Origin of the sequence: Citrobacter tructae (genome assembly GCF_004684345.1) — a bacterium.
Classification (GTDB): Bacteria; Pseudomonadota; Gammaproteobacteria; order Enterobacterales; family Enterobacteriaceae; genus Citrobacter; species Citrobacter tructae.
Genome location: NZ_CP038469.1, coordinates 4,030,014 through 4,051,614, shown reverse-complemented (window position 1 = coordinate 4,051,614; position 21,601 = coordinate 4,030,014). Strand labels below are relative to the sequence as shown.

Here is a 21,601-nt window from a genome sequence, read left to right as displayed (position 1 = left end):
CCGGAATACCATGAAAATCAAAACTGTTCTTACACCGCTAGCCTGCGCTCTGCTGATGAGTTTCTCCGCATTGGCGGCTAACGCTGACGGCTTTAAAAACATCATCAATCGCACCGGTGCACCCGGCTACATGCACGACTACGATTACGACGACCATCAACGCTTTAATCCCTTTTTCGACCTCGGCTCATGGCACGGGCATCTGTTGCCAGATGGCCCCGCTACAATGGGTGGTTTTCCAGGCGTCGCACTGCTAACGGAAGAGTACATCAACTTTATGGCGACTAACTTCGATCGCCTGACGGTATATCAGCATGGTAAAAAGGTCGATTTCACCCTCGAGGCCTGGAGCATTCCCGGTGCGCTGGTGCAGAAACTGTCATCAAAAGAGGTGCAGATCGAGATGACACTGCGATTTGCCAGTCCACACACCTCGCTGCTGGAAACCAAAATAACCAGCAACACGCCGCTGGATCTGGTGTGGGACGGCGAATTGCTAAATAAGCTGGAAGCCAAAGAGGGAAAAGCGCTCTCCGATAAAACCGTCGAGGACGAATACCCGGACTACCAGCGAAAAATCACCGCAACGCGCGATGGTTTGAAAGTCACCTTCGGTAAAGTGCGTTCAACGTGGGATCTGTTGACCTCCGGCGAGTCGGAGTACCAGGTACACAAATCTCTTGCCATGAAAACGATCGTTGAGGGTCATCGTTTTACCAGTAAAGCGCATATCAATGGCTCTACCACTCTCTACACCACCTATTCGCATCTGTTGACCGCACAGGAAGTCAGCAAAGAGCAGGCGCAGATCCGCGACATTCTGGCGCGCCCTTCTTTCTTCATGCTCGCCTCGCAGCAGCGCTGGGACGAGTATCTCAAGAAAGGCTTAAACAACCCGGATGCTACCCCAGAACAAACCCGAGTGGCGGTAAAGGCGATCGAAACGCTGAACGGCAACTGGCGAACGCCCGGCGGGGCTGTGAAACACAATACCGTCACGCCCTCGGTGACGGCCCGCTGGTTCTCCGGTAATCAGACCTATGCCTGGGATTCATGGAAGATTGCCTTTGCCATGGTGCACTTCAACCCGGAGATTGCGAAAGATAGCATTCGCGCGCTCTTTGACTGGCAAATCCAGTCCAACGATCCGGTACGTCCGCAGGATGCGGGCATGATCCTCGATTTGGTCACCTGGAACCCCATCCCGGAACGCGGTGGCGATGGCGGTAACTGGAACGAGCGCAACACCAAGCCCAGCCTGGCGGCATGGTCGGTGATGGAGGTCTATAACGTCACTAAGGACAAGGCCTGGCTCGAAGAAATGTACCCAAAACTGGTGGCGTACCACGACTGGTGGCTACGTAACCGCGATCATAACGGTAACGGCGTTCCTGAGTATGGTGCGACCCGCGATAAAGCCCATAACACGGACAGCGGCGAAATGCTGTTTACGGTGAAAAATGGCGACAAAGAGGAGACCCTCTCCGGGCTGAAAAACTATGCCACCATCACCAGCAAAGGCCAGTATGACAGCCTGACTATTCCGGCCCAGGAAGCCGCCGGATGGGAATCCGGACGTGACGATGCCGCAGTGTTTGGTTTTATCGACAAAGACCAGTTGGAAAAATACGTCGCGAACGGTGGCAAACGCGACGATTGGGTAGTGAAATTTGCCGAAAACCGCAGTAATGACGGGAAATTACTGGGATATTCACTTCTCCAGGAGTCGGTCGATCAGGCCAGCTACATGTACAGCGATAATCATTATCTGGCGGAAATAGCGGCCCTGCTCGGTAAAACGCAAGATGCAAAGCACTATCAGGCACTGGCGACGAAACTGGCGGATTACATCAATACTTGTATGTTCGATGCTAATACGCAGTTTTTCTATGATGTGCGTATCGAAGGTAAGCCGCTGGCAAATGGCTGTGCGGGAAAGCCCATCGTCGAACGCGGTAAAGGACCGGAAGGCTGGTCACCACTGTTTAACGGCGCGGCAACGCAGCCCCATGCGGACGCGGTGGTGAAGGTTATGCTCGATCCAAAAGAGTTCAACACCTTTGTGCCGCTGGGTACCGCAGCACTAACCAACCCGGCTTTCGGCCCGGATATTTACTGGCGCGGGCGCGTATGGGTGGATCAGTTCTGGTTTGGCTTAAAAGGGATGGAGCGTTACGGCTATCGCGATGAAGCACTGAAAATGGCGGATACGTTCTTCAAACATGCGAAAGGACTCACCGCTGACGGCCCGATTCAGGAAAACTATAACCCGCTGACCGGCGCGCAGCAGGGTGCGCCCAACTTCTCATGGAGCGCTGCGCATCTCTACATGCTGTATAGCGACTTTCTGAAACAGCAGTAATCTGTAAGAGGCTCTCCCACAGGAGGCCTCTTTTTTGAATCCCATCACAATCACGGCATTCCCCTTTTCCCTTTTGCGCAGCGACGGCTAAATTAGTAACTCATCCGACCACATAACAATAATTTTACATACTGGACACCTTTATGAGCTATCCGTCGCTGTTCGCCCCGCTCGATCTGGGATTCACCACGCTGAAAAACCGCGTGCTGATGGGTTCGATGCATACCGGTCTGGAAGAGTATCCCGATGGTGCAGAACGGCTGGCCGCGTTCTACGCCGAACGCGCCCGTCACGGCGTAGCCCTGATTGTGAGCGGAGGGATTGCACCTGCGCTATCCGGCGTAGGAATGGAGGGTGGCGCTATGCTGAACGACGCCAGCCAGCTACCACATCACCGCGTGATTACCGATGCGGTACATGAAGAAGGTGGCAAAATTGCGCTGCAAATTTTGCACACCGGACGCTACAGCTATCAGCCGCATCTGGTCGCGCCTTCCGCCATTCAGGCACCGATCAACCGCTTTACCCCACATGAACTGAGCCACGATGAAGTGCTGCAACTGATTGAGGATTTTGCCCATTGTGCACAGCTGGCGCGGGAAGCAGGCTACGACGGCGTAGAGGTCATGGGTTCAGAAGGCTATCTGATCAACGAATTTCTCACCCTGCGTACCAACCAGCGCACTGACGAATGGGGCGGCGATTACGCCAACCGCATGCGTTTTGCCGTGGAGGTCGTGCGGGCCGTTCGTCAACGCGCCGGTAACGACTTTATCATTATCTTTCGCCTGTCGATGCTCGACCTGGTGGAAAATGGCGGCACCTTTGATGAAACCGTCCAACTGGCACAGGCGATAGAAGCTGCGGGCGCGACCATTATTAATACTGGGATTGGCTGGCACGAGGCGCGTATTCCTACCATCGCCACGCCGGTGCCGCGCGGCGCGTTTAGCTGGGTGACGCGCAAACTGAAAGGTCACGTGACAGTCCCACTGGTCACCACCAACCGCATTAACGACCCAAAAGTTGCCGACGATATTCTGGCCCGTGGCGATGCCGACATGGTGTCGATGGCGCGCCCTTTCCTTGCCGACGCCGAACTGCTGTCAAAAGCACAGAGTGGGCGAGCGGATGAGATCAATACCTGCATCGGCTGTAACCAGGCTTGTCTGGATCAGATTTTCGTCGGCAAAGTGACCTCCTGTCTGGTCAATCCACGCGCCTGTCATGAAACCAAAATGCCGATCGTACCAGCGACACATCTGAAAAATCTGGCGGTGGTCGGAGCCGGTCCTGCGGGTCTCGCTTTTGCCGTTAACGCCGCCGCGCGCGGGCATCACGTGACGCTGTTTGATGCGCATGGCGAGATTGGCGGGCAGTTTAATATCGCCAAACAGATCCCCGGCAAAGAAGAGTTTTACGAAACACTGCGCTATTACCGCCGCATGATAGACGTCACCGGTGTGACGCTGAAACTGAATCATTTTGTCACCGCGGGCGATCTACAATCGTTCGACGAAGTGATCCTCGCCAGCGGGATCGAACCACGTACACCGCCGATCGACGGTATCGATCATCCTAAGGTGCTGACCTATCTCGATGTATTACGTGATAAAACCCCGGTGGGTAAGCGCGTTGCCATTATCGGCTGCGGCGGGATCGGCTTTGATACCGCAATGTATCTGAGTCAACCCGGCGAGCCCACCAGCCAAAACATTGCGGAATTCTGTATAGAATGGGGGATCGATACCAGCCTCCAGCAGGCGGGAGGTTTACGCCCGGAAGGACCACAGTTACCCCGTAGCCCGCGCCAGATAGTGATGCTGCAACGTAAAGCCAGCAAACCGGGGCAAGGGTTAGGTAAAACGACGGGCTGGATCCATCGTGCCACCCTGCTGTCGCGCGGCGTGAAAATGATCCCGTCAGTGAGTTATCAGAAGATCGATGATGATGGGTTACACGTTATGCTGAACGGCGAACCGCTGATCTTTAACGTGGATCATGTGGTGATTTGCGCAGGGCAAGAGCCGCGCCGTGAACTGGTCGATCCGCTACATGCGGCAGGTAAAACGGTGCATCTGATTGGCGGGTGTGATGTAGCGCTAGAACTGGATGCCCGACGCGCCATCGCACAAGGCACCCGGCTGGCGCTGGAGATTTAAGTTTGTAGCCGGATGACGCGTTTCGCCGCCATCCGGCATCAGAAATTAGCGACGACGACCTAATTTCACCGCTTTCAGCACCACAAATTTGTTGTTGGTGGCGATGGTTTCACAGTTGCCGAAAATCTTCTTCAGCTTGTGGAAGTAGTCGAGGTGACGGTTAGCCACAATATACAGTTCGCCGTTGATCTTCAGGCAGCGGCGGGCATGGTGGAACATCTCCCAGGCGATGTTATCGGTCAGCGCGTGCTTTTGGTGAAACGGCGGGTTACACAGAACGGCGTTAAAGCGGAACGGCTCCACGCCGGACAGCGCGTTGTTGATCATAAACTCGCAGCGATCCAGCGCTTCAGGCATGTTGGTTTCAACGTTCAGACGACTGGACGCCACCGCCATCGGTGATTCATCAACAAACACCACGCTCGCTTCCGGGTTCTTCTCCAGCAACGTCAGGCCAACCACGCCATTACCACAGCCAAGATCGACAATCTCGCCTTCCAGATTGGAAGGCAGGTGTTCGATAAAGAACCGTGCGCCAATATCCAGCCCGGTACGGGAGAAAACGTTGGCGTGGTTGTGAATCGTCCAGTCGGTGCCTTCCAGCTTCCAGCTCAGCGTTTGTGAGGCTTCAGCCAGCTCAGGGTTGCTGAACGTACAGTTGATCAAACGGGCTTTTTTCCATGCCAGCGTGGTGGTGGTTTTGCCCAGTACCTTTTCAAACAGCTCAAGCGTCGAGGTATGAACGTCGCGCGCCTTCGCGCCCGCGATGATGCGCGTTTGTGGCGTAACAACCAAGCGTAACGCACGCAGTTGCTGCTCCAGCAGCGCCATGGTTTTTGGCAGCTTAATCAGCACCACACCCGGTGCCTGCGGGTATTCGACGGTGCTGTCGAGGAACCTGACGCTGGATTCAGCAATGTCGTTATGACGCAAGTTTTCACGCGTCGCCAGCTCGCTTAAATAGGAGTCGCCAATGCTGTACGGCGAATGTTCCGCCAGCGCACAACCCAGCGCGCCGAAGGTATCATTCAGGATCAGCACCGGACCGCTAATCTCGGTATCGTCCAGCTGTTGCAGCAGATATTCATCCGCAGCTTCCCACGCCAGCAGCGGGTTAACGTCATCCGTCTCCGGGAAACGTTTAAGTGACAGCGAACGGAAACCGTTGTCTATGTGGCTCATCGGCCCTCCTGAATGGTAAAATTTCGGCGTATCCCTGAAAAGGGTGCGTGAGTATACACTTTTTACGATTTAAGTGGGGCATTGATGAGTCAACTAACCTATCTGCAAGGCTACCCAGAACACCTGCTGGCCCAGGTTCGCTCGTTAATTAGCGAGCAGCGTCTGGGCGCGGTACTGGAAAAACGCTATCCGGGTACGCATGACTTCGCGACCGACAAAGCGCTCTGGCAATATACTCAGGATCTGAAAAGTCAGTTTCTGCGCAATGCCCCGCCGCTCAATAAAGTGATGTATGACAGTAAGATCCACGTACTGAAGAATGCGCTGGGGCTGCATACCGCCGTCTCTCGCGTGCAGGGTGGCAAGCTGAAAGCGAAAGCGGAAATCCGCGTCGCCACCGTGTTTCGTAACGCCCCAGAGCCTTTTTTACGTATGATCGTCGTGCATGAACTGGCGCACCTGAAAGAAAAAGAGCACGACAAAGCGTTTTACCAGCTGTGCTGCCATATGGAGCCGCAGTATCACCAGTTGGAGTTCGACACCCGCCTGTGGTTAACGCAACAATCGCTAAAGCAAACTGCGCAGTAGCGCACTGGCTTTGTCAGCAAGGCATGCTAAATTGGCAAAAGGATCCCTTTTCGCAGCCTGAAGGCCTTTATGATACGTTTCGCAGTGATTGGCACAAACTGGATCACCCGCCAGTTTGTGGATGCCGCCCATGAAACCGGCAAATATAAGTTAACCGCAGTCTATTCCCGCAGCCTTGAACAGGCACAAACCTTCGCCAACGATTATCTCGTCGAGCATCTGTTTACTTCGCTGGAAGCGATGGCGCAAAGCGACGCGATTGATGCGGTGTATATCGCCAGCCCAAACTCGCTGCACTTCCCGCAGACCCAGCTGTTTCTGACGCACAAAAAGCACGTGATCTGTGAGAAGCCGCTGGCGTCAAACCTAGCAGAAGTTGATGCTGCTATCGCCTGCGCACGTGAGAATCAGGTGGTACTTTTTGAGGCGTTTAAGACCGCCAGCCTTCCCAATTTCCTACTGTTGCAGCAATCTCTGCCCAAGGTAGGAAACATCAGAAAAGCGTTTATCAATTACTGCCAGTACTCTTCACGCTATCAGCGCTATCTGGACGGTGAAAATCCGAATACGTTTAATCCGGAATTCTCAAATGGCTCGATTATGGATATTGGCTTTTACTGCCTGGCCTCGGCGGTTGCGTTGTGGGGGGAACCACAAAGCGTACAGGCCAGCGCCAGTCTGCTGGAAAGCGGCGTTGATGCTCACGGTGTGGTGGTGCTGAACTACGGTGATTTCAGCGTCACGTTGCAGCATTCCAAAGTGAGCGATTCGGTGCTGGCCAGTGAAATTCAGGGCGAATCAGGGTCACTGGTTATCGAGAAAATATCCGAGTGCCAGAAAGTCTGCTTTGTTCCGCGCGGTGGAAAAACGCAGGATCTGACGGTGCCTCAGCACATCAATACTATGCTGTATGAGGCAGAGCGATTTGCTCATCTGGTTGAATCCGGCGAAGTGACTCACCCGGCACTGACCGTCAGCCGCATTACCGCCAAACTGCAAACAGAAATTCGCCGCCAGACCGGCGTCGTTTTCCCTGCTGATGGCACGAATACGTCGCTGATTGCGTAAAACTGTGTAAAACGAATGTTGCAGGCCATTGACTGAACGCGTGGCCTGTAATACTTTGTTACCCGCAAAGGGGAGTAACTTCGTTGTCGGTTGATCGTCATTACGATGTGTGAAAAACCACATCCGGTCGCCGGGCGATAACAAAGGAATACGTCAACGTATTCCTTTGTTGTTGTAAGTGAGACCTTGCCGAATGGCAAGGTCTATGCATGAAAAGCAGCGGCTAACGTCATTCGGCGTTGGCCGTTTTTTTATGCATGGGGAAAAATAATGAATACTGTCGGCACACCGTTGTTATGGGGTGGCTTCGCTGTTGTGGTGGTGATTATGCTGGCCATCGACCTGCTGCTGCAGGGTCGTCGCGGCGCGCATACAATGTCAATGAAGCAGGCAGCCGCCTGGTCAATTGTCTGGGTCACGTTGTCGTTACTGTTTAACGCCGTATTCTGGTGGTATCTGGCAGAAACCCAAGGACGTGCTGTCGCTGACCCACAGGCGCTGGCATTCCTCACCGGTTATTTGATCGAGAAATCGCTGGCGGTGGATAACGTCTTTGTCTGGCTGATGCTGTTTAGCTATTTCTCCGTACCGCCTGCGTTGCAGCGTCGGGTACTGGTGTATGGCGTACTGGGGGCGATTGTCCTGCGTACCATCATGATCTTCGCGGGAAGTTGGCTTATCACTCAGTTTGAATGGTTACTGTACGTGTTCGGCGCGTTCCTGCTGTTTACCGGCGTGAAGATGGCACTGGCAAAAGAAGATGCTTCCGGCATTGGCGACAGGCCGTTAGTACGCTGGCTGCGCGGTCATCTACGGATGACCGATACCATCGAGAACGAGCATTTCTTCGTGCGTAAAAACGGTCTACTGTTCGTGACGCCGCTGATGCTGGTGCTGATTTTGGTTGAGTTGAGCGATGTTATCTTTGCCGTCGACAGCATTCCGGCAATCTTTGCCGTGACCACCGACCCGTTCATCGTGCTGACATCTAACCTGTTTGCTATCCTGGGTCTGCGCGCCATGTACTTCCTGCTGGCCGGCGTGGCGGAGCGTTTCTCGATGCTGAAGTACGGACTGTCGATCATTCTGGTATTTATCGGTATCAAGATGTTGATCGTCGATTTCTACCATATTCCTATCGCTATCTCGTTAGGCGTAGTGTTCGGGATCTTGTTTGTAACGCTGATTGTAAATGCGTGGGTAAACTACCAGCACGATAAAAAGCAGCAAACGCAGTAACGCTTGTTCGTATAACTTGTCAGGCCCGACGCCCTCTTTGTGCGTCGGGCTTTTTATTTAACATGTCACCACAATGTTAATTTAAAGTTATAAAATATGATCTCAGTGTAAAATCCAGGATATTTATCTTCCAGAACCTTGTTCTTTCCTTATACTCAGCCATGCAAACATTTGCCTCATCCTGAAAGATGCGTCTATAGAACGCACAAGGGCCAGGCGACAACACAATAAAAGGATTACGAAATGACTACGCAACGTTCATCGGGGCTGATCTCGCGTTTGGCGCAAGGGAGCCTTGTTAAACAAATTTTGGTTGGTTTGGTACTGGGGATTTTGCTGGCACTGATATCAAAACCTGCTGCAGAAGCCGCGGGTTTGCTAGGTACCCTGTTCGTTGGTGCATTAAAAGCCGTCGCCCCAATCCTCGTTCTGATGCTGGTAATGGCCTCTATTGCTAATCACCAGCATGGGCAAAAAACCAATATCCGCCCGATTCTGTTCCTCTACCTGCTTGGTACCTTCTCTGCGGCGTTAGCGGCCGTGGTATTCAGCTTTGCCTTCCCATCGACGCTGCATCTTGCCAGCAGCGCTAACGATATTGTGCCGCCATCGGGCATCGTTGAAGTCATGCGTGGGCTGTTGATGAGCATGGTGTCGAACCCGATTGATGCTCTGCTTAACGCTAACTACATCGGTATTTTGGTATGGGCTGTCGGCCTTGGCTTTGCCCTGCGCCACGGTAATGAAACGACCAAGAATCTGGTCAACGACATGTCCAACGCCGTCACCTTTATGGTGAAACTGGTGATCCGTTTCGCCCCTATCGGTATTTTCGGCCTGGTTTCGTCGACGCTGGCCAGCACCGGTTTTGCCACGCTGTGGGGCTACGCGCAGCTGCTGGCGGTGCTGGTAGGCTGTATGCTGCTGGTGGCGTTTGTGGTCAACCCACTGTTGGTGTTCTGGAAAATTCGCCGCAACCCGTATCCACTGGTGCTGGCATGCCTGCGTGAAAGCGGCGTGTATGCTTTCTTTACCCGCAGTTCCGCCGCCAACATTCCGGTGAATATGGCACTGTGTGAGAAGCTGAATCTGGACCGTGATACTTACTCAGTTTCTATCCCGCTGGGCGCAACCATCAACATGGCTGGCGCGGCGATCACCATTACTGTGCTGACGCTGGCGGCGGTCAATACACTGGGGATCCCAGTTGATTTACCGACTGCATTGTTGTTGAGCGTAGTGGCATCGCTTTGTGCCTGTGGCGCATCAGGCGTGGCGGGTGGTTCTCTGCTGCTGATCCCACTGGCGTGTAATATGTTCGGTATCCCGAATGATATCGCCATGCAGGTGGTTGCCGTCGGCTTTATTATCGGCGTATTGCAGGACTCCTGTGAAACCGCACTGAACTCATCAACTGACGTGTTGTTTACTGCTGCAGCCTGCCAGGCTGAAGACGAGCGTCTGGCAAACAACGCCCTGCGCGGCTGATCATTTCCCCCCTCCGTCATTGTGCGGAGGGGTTTTCTTTCTGTACGCTTTTTTCAATTTTGAAGGGATCAATCCCACGTTTTTGCATGCGTCTGAAGCGAATAATGTTCAGGCCGTTCATCACCAGAAAACTGCCTTCGATCATCGTGCCACCAATCGATCCCAGCCAGAAATTGTGGACAACCCAGCAGGCGGTCGCACACCACATCACACAGCGAACGGTCAATCCCTTACAGCGAAACAGCGCCCAGGTGCTGGCCAGCGTGCCGATTATCGGCAGCAGTTCCATCGCATGCTGTAATTTCGCCAGCCCGAGAACCAGGGTGAGGGTAATAAAAACGGTCATTACCCACAGTTTGCGGGTATGCATCGAGACCAGGGTTCGCACAGTGTTAAGCTCAGCACTCATCCCCGCAGGCCAGGCACCCATCAGAAAAAAATGCACCCCAATGATGGCGCTGTAGACGGCGAGTTGCAGCCGGAACCGCCGTTCATCGCGATTGAAGAAAGTGGTAATGCCGATCAGAAAGGCGATGACACCTACGCCCTGGGCCAGCCAATACGCGGTCATGGAAGATCCTTGTCAGAAATCACAAAAACAAACGGCGCTCCATATTATGAAACGCCGTTTTTTAAATCCACTCGATTTCGATTACCCAAGAGATTTCGTGCTACAGCAAGGCGGCAAGTTCAGACATCCCCGGGAGCTTACTGGAGTAAGTGACCGGGGGAATGAACGCAGCCAACGCGGCTGTCGCGCGAAAGATGAAGGGTAATTACAATGTTACTCCGCTTTTAAAGATAGCCAGTTCGCGGAAATCGTTACGTTCATTGCAAGTCTGCTTGCCGTTGGCAAACTCTACGATGGTATCGACAAACTCATTCAGCAACTGAGGCATAGCTTTACCGTGGATCAGCTGTCCAGCGTCAAAATCAATCCAGTGCTTTTTCTTCGCCGCCAGTTCGCTGTTAGTGGCAATTTTCACCGTCGGCACAAAACCACCGTAAGGTGTTCCACGCCCGGTGCTGAACAACACCATATGGCAGCCCGCGCCCGCCAGCGCACTGGTCGCAACAGCATCATTGCCCGGTGCGCTTAACAGATTCAGACCGTGCGTTTTCAGGCGCTCGCCATAGCGCAGTACATCGACAACCTGACTGGAACCCGCTTTCTGCGTGCAACCCAGCGATTTATCTTCCAGCGTGGTGATGCCCCCCGCCTTGTTACCCGGCGACGGGTTCTCATAAATCGGCTGGTCGTGAGCAATGAAATACTGCTTAAAGTCATTGACCATCGTTACCAGCTTGCCAAACGTCTCTTCGTCACGGCAATGACTCATCAGCAGTTGCTCAGCGCCAAACATTTCCGGCACTTCGGTCAGTACGGTGGTACCGCCGTTGCCGATCACGTAGTCAGAGAAACGCCCCAGCATCGGGTTGGCGGTAATACCAGACAGACCGTCAGAGCCGCCGCATTCCAGACCAAACTTCAGCTCACCCAGCTTACCCGGCTCGCGCTTATCGTGACGCATCACGTCGTACAGCTGATGGAGATGTTCGATCCCCACCTCCACTTCGTCTTCCTGGTGCTGGCAGACCATGAAGTGAACTCGTTCAGGATCAAACTCGCCCAAGGTTTCGCGGAAGACATCAACCTGGTTGTTTTCACAACCGAGGCCCACCACCAGCACCGCGCCCGCGTTCGGATGGCGCACCATATTTTGCAGCATGGTGCGGGTGTTGATGTGATCGTCACCCAGTTGCGAACAGCCGTAGGTGTGGCTGAAGAGATGAACGCCGTCGATGCCTTCGGCATCGTTGGTCTCTTTCAGGAAACGGGTCTGCATCTGACGCGCCATGGCGTTGACGCAGCCAACTGTCGGCAGGATCCACAGTTCGTTACGCACCCCAACATCGCCGTTAGCACGACGGTAGATCTGTACGTCGCGATCTGCTGGTTGTCCTTCAGGCTCCTGAAAGGCGGGTTGATAGCTATATTCATCCAGATCGCTCAGATTGGTACGCGTATTGTGAGCATGGATATGTTCACCCGCTGCAATATCCGCCAGAGCATGACCAATTGGCAGGCCGTATTTAATGACGTTCTCACCCTGAGCAATATCGCTCAGCGCAAATTTATGTCCACGTACAACGTCCTGTCGAAGCGTTACGGTATGGCTATCAACACTCACTTGCGTGCCTTGCGACAGATCGGCCAGTGCAACCGCAACGTTATCCAACGTATGGATCTTGATGTATTGCATATCAACCCGGACCTTAGTTCAGTTCAATAGCGAAGTAATCGCGCGCATTGTTGAAGCAGATATTTCTCACCATTTCACCCAGCAACTGGATGTCTGCCGGTGCTTCACCCGCAGCTACCCAACGACCAATCATCTGGCACAGGATACGGCGGAAATACTCATGGCGCGTGTATGACAGGAAGCTACGGCTGTCAGTCAGCATGCCGACAAAACGGCTCAGCAGACCCAGCTGCGCCAGCTGCGTCATTTGACGTTCCATACCGTCTTTCTGATCGTTAAACCACCAGCCGGAACCAAACTGCATCTTGCCTGGCATCCCTTCGCCCTGGAAGTTGCCGATCATGGTGCCCAGCACTTCGTTATCGCGCGGGTTCAGGCAGTACAAGATGGTTTTCGGCAGCAGGTTCTGTTCGTTCTGCTTGCTCAGCAGTTTGGACAGCTCTTCGGCCATCGGACGGTCGTTGATGGAGTCGAAGCCAACATCCGCACCCAGCAGTTTGAACTGACGCTGGTTGTTATTACGCAGCGCGCCAATGTGATACTGCTGTACCCATTCGCGACGCGCGTATTCTGCACCGAGGAACACCAGCACGGCCGTTTTAAACTGGGCAACTTCATGCTCGTTCAGGGTTTCACCCGCCAGACGACGCGCCAGGATGCTGTCCAGTTCAGATTCGTTAGATTCGGCAAACAGCACCACATCCAGCGCGTGGTCGGACACTTTACAGCCGTGAGCTGCGAAGTGATCCAGACGTTTGGTCAGTGCAGTTTGCAGGTCGGCAAAGCGACGAATGTCGGTGTCGGACACTTCTGCCAGTTTCGCCATATAGTCGTTAAAGGTTGCTTGTTCGATATTGAACGCTTTATCCGGACGCCAGCTCGGCAGTACTTTCACGTCGAAAGTACCGTCTTTAGCGATAGACGCGTGGTGCTCCAGCGAGTCGATCGGGTCATCCGTCGTGCCGACCATTTTCACGTTCATCTGCTGCATGATACCGCGCGCGGAAAATTGATCCTGCGCCAGCAGCTCGTTGCACTGATTCCAGATGTCATCCGCCGTCGCAGGGGACAGCAGCTTACCTGTAATACCAAACGGGCGACGCAGTTCCAGGTGCGTCCAGTGATACAGCGGATTGCCAATGGTGTGCGGAACCGTCGCGGCCCAAGCGTCAAACTTCTCACGATCGGACGCATCGCCGGTACACAGGCGCTCAGCGACACCGTTGGTGCGCATAGCACGCCATTTGTAGTGATCGCCTTTCAGCCAGATGTCATACAGGTTGTTAAAGCGATAGTTGTCCGCGATTTGCTGCGGCGGCAGGTGGCAGTGGTAATCGAAGATGGGCTGATCTTTGGCGTAATCATGATACAGACGGCGGGCAAATTCGGTATCCAGCAAAAAGTCTTCAGTCATAAACGGGGTCATTATCGTCTTCCTCTCAGCGAGTGCGTCAGATTGCTTATGTTTTGATGCTGACAAAGTTATCACACCAATTTCCACAGACTGAAGATATTTTCGTGAGTTAGATCAACAAATGGTGACAAAAAATTTACTCTCAAAGAGGTAAATCGTACGCCAACCCGCACCAGCCCTGGCTTCCCTTAATCGAAATAATGACCATACGAAGATTCATATTTTTGTGATGGCACTCACCTTTTAAAGTTGTATGACAAGTTATCTTTTTGCCGTCGCAATACATAAGCCGACGGAATGCAAATTACCGATGTATCAACATCGGATTGATCGGTACGGAAACCGAATTAGCACGATTCTTAAAATGGCAAAGTTCGGGGAGTACCGTTTTTACCGGTTACGCCCTTCGTAAAAAGAACATCCTCCGCCCTACATAGGACGATGACCGCGATCATTGCGGAAATAACAAAACGATGAGGTTTTACATGCGTAAAATTAAAGGGTTACGTTGGTATATGATTGCACTGGTGACGCTTGGCACCGTGCTGGGTTACCTGACACGTAACACTGTGGCGGCAGCTGCGCCGACTCTGATGGAAGAGTTACACATCTCCACTCAACAGTATTCCTATATCATCGCAGCGTACTCTGCTGCTTACACCGTTATGCAACCCGTGGCTGGCTATGTTCTTGATGTGCTGGGTACCAAAATAGGTTACGCGATGTTCGCCGTTCTGTGGGCCGTCTTCTGTGGCGCGACTGCACTGGCTGGAAGCTGGGGTGGACTGGCGCTGGCGCGAGGCGCAGTAGGTGCAGCTGAAGCCGCAATGATCCCTGCTGGTCTGAAAGCCAGTTCTGAATGGTTCCCGGCCAAAGAGCGTTCTATTGCTGTCGGTTACTTTAACGTCGGTTCCTCTATTGGTGCGATGATTGCGCCACCGCTGGTTGTCTGGGCCATCGTGATGCATAGCTGGCAGATGGCATTTATTATCTCCGGTGTTCTGAGCTTCATCTGGGCCATGTCCTGGCTTGTCTTCTACAAACACCCACGCGACCAGAAAAAGCTGTCTGACGAAGAACGCGATTACATTCTCAACGGTCAGGAATCACAGCATAAAAATGGCACCGCCAAGAAAATGTCCGTTGCACAGATCCTGCGTAACCGCCAGTTCTGGGGGATTGCGCTGCCGCGTTTCCTGGCTGAACCGGCCTGGGGTACCTTTAACGCCTGGATCCCGCTGTTCATGTTTAAAGTTTACGGCTTTAACCTGAAAGAAATTGCCATGTTCGCGTGGATGCCGATGCTGTTTGCCGACCTCGGCTGTATCGTTGGCGGGTATCTGCCGCCGCTGTTCCAACGCTGGTTCGGCGTGAACCTGATTGTTTCGCGCAAAATGGTTGTCACCATGGGCGCATTCCTGATGATTGGCCCAGGTATGATTGGTTTGTTTACCAGCCCGTATATTGCTATCGCGCTGCTGTGCATCGGTGGTTTTGCTCACCAGGCTCTGTCCGGTGCGCTGATCACGCTCTCTTCTGACGTATTTGGCCGTAATGAAGTAGCAACAGCTAACGGCCTGACCGGGATGTCTGCCTGGCTGGCGAGCACGCTGTTTGCGCTGGTCGTCGGCGCTCTGGCTGACACCATCGGCTTTAGTCCGCTGTTTGCAGTGCTGGCGGTACTCGACCTGCTCGGTGCGTTAGTCATCTGGACGGTACTGCAAAACAAACCGGCCAGCGAGATCGACGCGGGGCCACAAACTGGCGATCCCGCACCACAAAGTTAACCTGACACTTTTGGACAACGTTTATCATCAAAGCCGCCAGCATACTGGCGGCTTTTTTGTCGTCGCGAGTGGAGCAGTAATCGCAAAAGTGGTATAACAAATAGAGTCTGCCGTATCATGCCTGGAGTGCATATGGAAATCACCGAACCACGACGTTTGTACCAACAACTTGCCGCTGATCTTAAAGAACGCATTGAGCAGGGCGTCTATCTGGTGGGCGACAAACTCCCCGCCGAGCGCTTTATCGCCGATGAAAAAAACGTCAGCCGTACCGTGGTCCGTGAAGCCATTATCATGCTCGAGGTTGAGGGCTACGTTGAGGTACGCAAAGGGTCAGGGATCCACGTCATCTCTAACCAGCCAAAACACTACGTCGCGCCAGATGCCAATCTGGAGTTCGCCAGCTTCGGTCCTTTTGAGCTGCTCCAGGCCCGCCAGCTCATTGAGAGCAACATTGCCGAATTCGCCGCCACCCAGGTGACAAAACAGGACATCATGAAACTGATGGAAATCCAAGAGAAGTCGCGTAGCGAAAAAAGTTTTCGTGACTCCGAGTGGGATCTTCAATTCCATGTGCAGGTCGCGCTGGCAACGCAAAACTCCGCTTTGGCGGCGATTGTTGAAAAGATGTGGACTCAGCGCGTACATAATCCGTACTGGAAGAAATTACACGATCACATCGATCTGCGCACAGTAGATAGCTGGTGTGATGACCATGACCAGATCCTGCGGGCATTAATTCGTAAAGATCCCCATGCCGCCAAACTGGCGATGTGGCAGCACCTTGAGAACACCAAACAGATGCTGTTTAACGAAACCAGCGATGATTTTGAGTTCAACGCCGACCGTTATCTTTTCACCGATAATCCGGTGATTCATCTGGATACTGCCGCTAACGGGGCAAAATAAACGTTCTTATATTCACAGGCGCGCCAGGGCGCCTGTTTCTGACGCTCAGTAAGCATTAGGTATAAAGTGTCAGCCTGTGTAAATCCTCTCGCCACCCTCCTTTGCGATAAGCAAAATCACGGTTCAGCGGCCGTAATTTCTATAACGGACTACGTTGACCTTTGTTACAATTAGATGCGTTTTGAATTTTTGTGTTTGAAAGCTTGCTTACCTCACAACTTTACAGGGAACAGTTCAGGCCGTGAATTTGTGCCAAACCGCGATCCATGCCAAAAAAGATCAATAATATTGCGGTGCAACAAACTCCAGAAACCCGGCATGACGACAACCGATTTTTCCAGGAATACTGAATGGAACTACTGACTCAATTACTGAATGCCTTATGGGCTCAGGATTTTGAAACACTGGCCAATCCTTCGATGATTGGCATGCTGTATTTTGTCCTGTTTACGATTTTGTTTCTGGAGAACGGGCTGCTTCCTGCAGCCTTTTTACCTGGCGACAGCTTGCTGGTGTTGGTCGGCGTACTTATTGCTAAAGGCGCAATGGGCTTTCCGCAAACGGTACTGTTACTCACCACGGCGGCGAGCCTCGGCTGTTGGGTCAGCTACATTCAGGGGAGATGGCTGGGGAATACCCGCATCGTGCAGAACTGGCTTTCTCATCTTCCTGCACATTATCATCAGCGTGCGCATCATCTTTTCCACAAACATGGCCTGTCTGCGCTGCTGGTGGGCCGATTCATTGCGTTCGTCAGAACATTGCTGCCAACCATTGCAGGGCTGTCCGGCCTGAACAATGCCCGCTTTCAGTTCTTCAACTGGATGAGCGGATTATTATGGGTGCTTATCCTGACATCACTGGGTTATCTGCTGGGCAAAACGCCGGTATTCCTCAAGTATGAAGATCAGCTGATGTCATGCCTGATGCTGCTTCCCGTTGTTTTGCTGGTATTTGGCCTCGCAGGTTCACTGGTTGTATTATGGAAAAAGAAATACGGGAACCGAGGATAAATTATGCTGCTATCACGCATAACGCTCCGACGACTGGCCTGGACAACCACTTTTATCCTGTTTTTAGGCGCGCTTATCCTGACCTGGTCAGCCATTCGCCAGCAGGATTCGACGCTTGCCATTCGTTCCGTTAACCAAGGCGCCAGCATGCCTGACGGCTTTTCTATCTGGCATCATCTGGATGCCAACGGCATTCGCTTTAAAAGCATTACCCCACAGAATGACGCGCTGCTGATCACCTTTGATTCCAGCGCGCAAAGCGCAGCCGCTAAGGTCATTCTGGACAAAACGCTACCGCATGGTTTCGTCATCGCCCAACAGGATAATGATAATCAGGCGGTGCAGTGGTTATCACTTTTACGTGAAACCCCGCACCGTTTTGGTTAACTTCCAGGAATCTGAATTATTTCACCTACTTTGGTGATTTCGCCGTTTAGTGCCTATGATTAATAAACTGGGTTTATGGCCCATGCTTTATTATCTGGAGCAACGACTCTAACGTAACAGGGTCGAATCACAATGGAAGGTTCAAGTATGAAATACCGCATCGCTTTGGCTTTTACACTTTTCGCTCTCAGTGCCGGCAGCTACGCCAACACCCTCTGTCAGGAAAAAGAACACGATATTCAGCGGGAGATTAGCTATGCCGAAAAGCACAACAATCAGAGCCGCATCAACGGCCTGAACAAAGCGCTGAGCGAAGTCCGGGCCAACTGTTCTGACAGCAAACTGCGCGCCGATCATCAGAAAAAAATCGCCGCACAGAAAGATGAGATAGCCGAGCGCAAACGTGATCTCGCTGAGGCGAAACAAAAAGGCGATGCAGATAAAATCACCAAACGCGAGCACAAGCTCGCCGAAGCTCAGAATGAACTAAAAGAACTCGAGTCACGCGATTACTAAGTACGGTAATGACCCACTCACCTGGAGAAAACTATGTCGAAAGATAATGCTACGGAACACCTGCGCGCTGAGCTGAAATCCCTTGCGGATACGCTTGAAGAGGTACTGAGCTCCTCTGGCGATAAGTCGAAAGAAGAGTTGAGTAAAATTCGCAGCAAAGCAGAACGTGCGCTGAAAGAGAGCCGCAATCGTCTGGGTGAAACCAGCGATGTGATCGCTAAGCAAACTCGCGAAGCCGCTGCAAAAGCTGATAATTATGTACGCGAAAATCCATGGACAGGCGTCGGTATTGGCGCTGCGGTCGGCGTGGTGCTTGGCGTACTGCTCTCGCGCCGCTAACAATGGCAGATTCCGATCACGCGCAAGGTCCTGGCAAAAACGTACTGGGTATCGGGCAACGGATCATCACGATCCTCGTTGAAATAGTCGAGACCCGGTTACGTCTGGCCGTTGTTGAACTGGAAGAGGAAAAAGCCAACCTCATTCAGCTGTTGCTGATGCTGGGACTGACCATGCTGTTCGCAGCATTTGGCCTGATGAGCCTGATGGTGCTCATCATCTGGGCCGTTGATCCTCAGTACCGCCTCAACGCGATGATTGCCACCACCGTTGTGCTGTTGCTTCTGGCGCTCATTGGCGGGATATGGACGCTACGTAAAGCCCGTAAGTCAACGCTGTTACGTCATACCCGCCATGAACTCGTTCACGACAGGCAGGCCCTGGAGGATGATGCGTAATGAGCAGTAAAGTCGAACGCCAAAAACGTAAGGCGCTGCTGCTTAGTCAGATCCAGCAGCAACGGCTGGATCTGACCGCCACCCGCCGCGACTGGCTGGAAGTCACCCGTGCGTACGATCGCGGCTGGAATACCCTGCTGAGCCTACGCTCGTGGATACTGGTTGGCAGCAGCATCATGGCTGTCCGCACGATTCGTCACCCAAATATGCTCGTGCGCTGGGCCAAACGCGGCTTTAGCGTCTGGAGCGCCTGGCGTCTGGTCAAAGCAACGATCAGACAGCAGCAATTACGTGGTTAATCAATTCAGTCCCTCGTAGGCCTGATGGCACGGCCTACTCATCTTTCTTTTCATCGTCACTCAAAATTTTTGAAAAATACTGACAGTTTTCCTTGCTAACAATTGTCACACTCCCCGTTTATGATTCTCTCCATCGACAGCAATGACGCGCTATGCAGCGCTGATGCACAAAAAACAAAATTAGCCGCCTGAGTGGTTTCCTGGAGAGTACGATGAAAAAATTAGAAGATGTTGGTGTACTGGTAGCACGCATTCTGATGCCAATCCTGTTTATTTCTGCAGGCTGGGGAAAAATCAGCGGATATGCGGGTACTCAACAATATATGGAAGCCATGGGCGTTCCGGGTTTCATGTTACCGCTGGTTATTCTGCTTGAGTTCGGCGGCGGTCTGGCCATTCTGTTTGGTTTCCTGACCCGCACTACTGCACTGTTCACCGCAGGCTTTACCGTGCTGACCGCGTTCATCTTCCACAGCAACTTTGCGGAAGGCATGAACTCGCTGATGTTCATGAAAAACTTAACCATCGCAGGCGGTTTCCTGCTGCTGGCTATCACCGGTCCAGGCGCATTCAGCATCGACCGTGTACTGAATAAAAAGTGGTAAGCGAGCTATACTGAACGCATCAAAAAGCGAGGAGATATCTCCTCGCTTTTGCTATCTGAGGAGGCAAACCTATGGGACAACTCATTGACGGCGTATGGCATGACACCTGGTACGACACCAAATCGACCGGAGGTAAGTTTCAACGTTCTGCATCGGCTTTCCGCAACTGGCTCACCGCAGATGGTGCACCAGGCCCAACTGGCGAGGGTGGCTTCGCCGCCGAAAAAGACCGATATCACCTGTATGTTTCTCTGGCCTGCCCGTGGGCACATCGCACGCTGATTCTGCGCAAGCTCAAAGGTCTGGAGCCGTTTATCTCCGTTTCCGTTGTCAATCCGCTGATGTTAGAGAATGGCTGGACATTTGATGATAATTTCCCGGCGGCCACGGGCGATACGCTCTATCAGCACGAATTTCTCTATCAGCTGTATTTGCACGCCGACCCACATTACAGCGGCCGCGTCACCGTGCCGGTGCTGTGGGATAAAAAGAATCACACCATCGTCAGCAATGAATCGGCAGAAATCATACGCATGTTTAACACCGCGTTTGATGCTCTGGGTGCCAAAGCCGGTGATTACTACCCACCAGCCCTGCAAAGTAAAATTGACGAGCTGAATAGCTGGATATATGACAACGTCAACAATGGTGTCTATAAAGCCGGTTTTGCCACCAGCCAGGAGGCGTACGACGAAGCCGTCGAGAAAGTCTTTCAATCACTGGCGCGGCTGGAGCAGATTCTGGGTCAGCATCGCTACCTGACCGGCGACCAGCTAACTGAGGCCGATATTCGACTGTGGACCACGCTGGTACGCTTTGATCCGGTCTATGTCACCCACTTCAAGTGTGACAAACACCGTATCAGTGACTACCTGAATCTGTACGGTTTTCTGCGCGATATCTACCAGATGCCGGGCATTGCGGAGACCGTCAACTTTGACCATATCCGTCATCACTATTTCCGTAGTCACAAAACTATCAACCCAACCGGTATTATTTCAGTCGGTCCGTGGCAGGACCTCGATGAACCGCACGGACGTGACAGCCGTTTCGCATAATTTACACAGGCACCCTTCAGGGTGCCTTATTAATTCACTACGCAAATATTTACCAGGATTCCATTCGCAGCTATTCTTGGTTTGATTGCTTTAAAAACAAGTGATTGAACGCAGAATGAGGCGCAAATGGATTGGTATTTAAAAGTTCTCAAGAACTACTTTGGTTTTGGTGGGCGTGCACGGCGAAAAGAGTACTGGATGTTTGTTCTGGTCAACATCATCTTTTCGTTCGTACTGGGCATTCTGGACAACATGCTTGGCTGGCAACGAGCCGGGGGAGAAGGCGTATTAACAACGATTTATGGGGTGCTGGTCTTTATACCATGGTGGGCTGTGCAGTTCCGCCGTTTGCATGACACTGACCGTTCCGCATGGTGGCTGCTGATATTATTGATCCCCATTATTGGCTGGTTGGTTATCGTCATTTTCAACTGCCAGGACGGCACATCGGGTAGCAACCGCTTCGGCGCCGACCCCAAACAACTGTCCTGACGTGATGCACCTGTAATTTGTTGGCCGGATA

At 52.6% G+C, this 21,601-nt stretch carries 21 protein-coding genes; 17 read left to right on the top strand and 4 right to left on the bottom strand.

Features of this window, described 5'->3' with window-relative positions:
* The first annotated feature begins 10 nt into the window (after nt 1-10).
* Nucleotides 11-2,362, top strand: a complete 2,352-nt coding sequence (gene ygjK / locus E4Z61_RS20115) for an alpha-glucosidase (protein WP_135324252.1) — start codon at nt 11-13, stop codon at nt 2,360-2,362.
* A 143-nt stretch (nt 2,363-2,505) separates the two neighbouring features.
* Nucleotides 2,506-4,524, top strand: coding sequence for an NADPH-dependent 2,4-dienoyl-CoA reductase (locus E4Z61_RS20110; protein ID WP_135324251.1), 2,019 nt, complete (start codon nt 2,506-2,508; stop codon nt 4,522-4,524).
* Between the two features lie 45 nt (nt 4,525-4,569).
* Here E4Z61_RS20110 and rlmG read toward each other — a convergent pair whose 3' ends face one another.
* On the bottom strand, nt 4,570-5,706 hold the full coding sequence (gene rlmG, locus E4Z61_RS20105) for a 23S rRNA (guanine(1835)-N(2))-methyltransferase RlmG (protein ID WP_135324250.1): 1,137 nt from the start codon (nt 5,704-5,706) through the stop codon (nt 4,570-4,572).
* Between the two features lie 84 nt (nt 5,707-5,790).
* Here rlmG and E4Z61_RS20100 point away from each other — a divergent pair, with 84 nt between their 5' ends.
* From E4Z61_RS20100 to sstT, 4 genes are all read left to right on the top strand, one after another.
* On the top strand, nt 5,791-6,294 hold the full coding sequence (locus E4Z61_RS20100; RefSeq protein WP_135324249.1) for a M48 metallopeptidase family protein: 504 nt from the start codon (nt 5,791-5,793) through the stop codon (nt 6,292-6,294).
* Nucleotides 6,295-6,363: 69 nt separating this feature from the next.
* On the top strand, nt 6,364-7,362 hold the full coding sequence (locus tag E4Z61_RS20095) for a Gfo/Idh/MocA family protein (protein WP_135324248.1): 999 nt from the start codon (nt 6,364-6,366) through the stop codon (nt 7,360-7,362).
* A gap of 270 nt (nt 7,363-7,632) precedes the next feature.
* Nucleotides 7,633-8,601 (top strand): TerC family protein, encoded by a 969-nt coding sequence (locus E4Z61_RS20090; RefSeq protein WP_135324247.1) that lies wholly within the window; start codon nt 7,633-7,635, stop codon nt 8,599-8,601.
* 243 nt (nt 8,602-8,844) lie between these two features.
* The gene (sstT, locus tag E4Z61_RS20085; protein ID WP_135324246.1) at nt 8,845-10,089 is read left to right on the top strand and encodes a serine/threonine transporter SstT; all 1,245 of its coding nucleotides are present in this window, start codon (nt 8,845-8,847) and stop codon (nt 10,087-10,089) included.
* A gap of 16 nt (nt 10,090-10,105) precedes the next feature.
* On the opposite strand, the gene E4Z61_RS20080 is transcribed toward sstT, so the two are convergent.
* From E4Z61_RS20080 to uxaC, 3 genes are all read right to left on the bottom strand, one after another.
* The gene (locus E4Z61_RS20080) at nt 10,106-10,660 is read right to left on the bottom strand and encodes a YgjV family protein (RefSeq protein WP_135324245.1); all 555 of its coding nucleotides are present in this window, start codon (nt 10,658-10,660) and stop codon (nt 10,106-10,108) included.
* Between the two features lie 205 nt (nt 10,661-10,865).
* Complete coding sequence (locus E4Z61_RS20075; RefSeq protein ID WP_135324244.1) at nt 10,866-12,353, bottom strand: UxaA family hydrolase; 1,488 nt, start codon at nt 12,351-12,353, stop codon at nt 10,866-10,868.
* A gap of 13 nt (nt 12,354-12,366) precedes the next feature.
* The gene (uxaC, locus tag E4Z61_RS20070; protein WP_135324243.1) at nt 12,367-13,779 is read right to left on the bottom strand and encodes a glucuronate isomerase; all 1,413 of its coding nucleotides are present in this window, start codon (nt 13,777-13,779) and stop codon (nt 12,367-12,369) included.
* Between the two features lie 473 nt (nt 13,780-14,252).
* Here uxaC and E4Z61_RS20065 point away from each other — a divergent pair, with 473 nt between their 5' ends.
* The 11 genes from E4Z61_RS20065 (at nt 14,253) to E4Z61_RS20015 (ending at nt 21,570) form a co-directional block, all read left to right on the top strand.
* Complete coding sequence (locus tag E4Z61_RS20065) at nt 14,253-15,554, top strand: MFS transporter (RefSeq protein WP_135324242.1); 1,302 nt, start codon at nt 14,253-14,255, stop codon at nt 15,552-15,554.
* 132 nt (nt 15,555-15,686) lie between these two features.
* Entirely contained in the window at nt 15,687-16,463 is a 777-nt protein-coding gene (exuR, locus tag E4Z61_RS20060; protein WP_135324241.1) for a transcriptional regulator ExuR, read from the top strand.
* 350 nt (nt 16,464-16,813) lie between these two features.
* Complete coding sequence (gene yqjA / locus E4Z61_RS20055; protein ID WP_045447871.1) at nt 16,814-17,476, top strand: DedA family general envelope maintenance protein YqjA; 663 nt, start codon at nt 16,814-16,816, stop codon at nt 17,474-17,476.
* Between the two features lie 3 nt (nt 17,477-17,479).
* Nucleotides 17,480-17,863 carry an EnvZ/OmpR regulon moderator MzrA gene (gene mzrA, locus E4Z61_RS20050; protein ID WP_135324240.1) on the top strand — a complete coding sequence of 128 codons (384 nt, stop codon included), beginning with the start codon at nt 17,480-17,482 and terminating at the stop codon, nt 17,861-17,863.
* A gap of 147 nt (nt 17,864-18,010) precedes the next feature.
* Nucleotides 18,011-18,379, top strand: a complete 369-nt coding sequence (locus tag E4Z61_RS20045; RefSeq protein ID WP_135324239.1) for a DUF1090 domain-containing protein — start codon at nt 18,011-18,013, stop codon at nt 18,377-18,379.
* A 33-nt stretch (nt 18,380-18,412) separates the two neighbouring features.
* Nucleotides 18,413-18,718, top strand: a complete 306-nt coding sequence (locus tag E4Z61_RS20040; protein WP_096755579.1) for an ElaB/YgaM/YqjD family protein — start codon at nt 18,413-18,415, stop codon at nt 18,716-18,718.
* A 2-nt stretch (nt 18,719-18,720) separates the two neighbouring features.
* Nucleotides 18,721-19,116 carry a phage holin family protein gene (locus tag E4Z61_RS20035; protein WP_135324238.1) on the top strand — a complete coding sequence of 132 codons (396 nt, stop codon included), beginning with the start codon at nt 18,721-18,723 and terminating at the stop codon, nt 19,114-19,116.
* On the top strand, nt 19,116-19,415 hold the full coding sequence (locus E4Z61_RS20030; RefSeq protein WP_135324237.1) for a YqjK-like family protein: 300 nt from the start codon (nt 19,116-19,118) through the stop codon (nt 19,413-19,415). Before E4Z61_RS20035 ends, E4Z61_RS20030 begins: the two co-directional genes overlap by 1 nt.
* 212 nt (nt 19,416-19,627) lie before the next feature.
* A complete protein-coding gene (locus E4Z61_RS20025) occupies nt 19,628-20,020 on the top strand; it encodes a DoxX family protein (RefSeq protein WP_135324236.1) in 393 nt (130 codons plus the stop codon).
* Between the two features lie 71 nt (nt 20,021-20,091).
* A complete protein-coding gene (gene yqjG, locus E4Z61_RS20020) occupies nt 20,092-21,078 on the top strand; it encodes a glutathionyl-hydroquinone reductase YqjG (RefSeq protein ID WP_135324235.1) in 987 nt (328 codons plus the stop codon).
* Nucleotides 21,079-21,204: 126 nt separating this feature from the next.
* Entirely contained in the window at nt 21,205-21,570 is a 366-nt protein-coding gene (locus E4Z61_RS20015) for a DUF805 domain-containing protein (protein WP_135324234.1), read from the top strand.
* Nucleotides 21,571-21,601 lie beyond the last annotated feature (31 nt).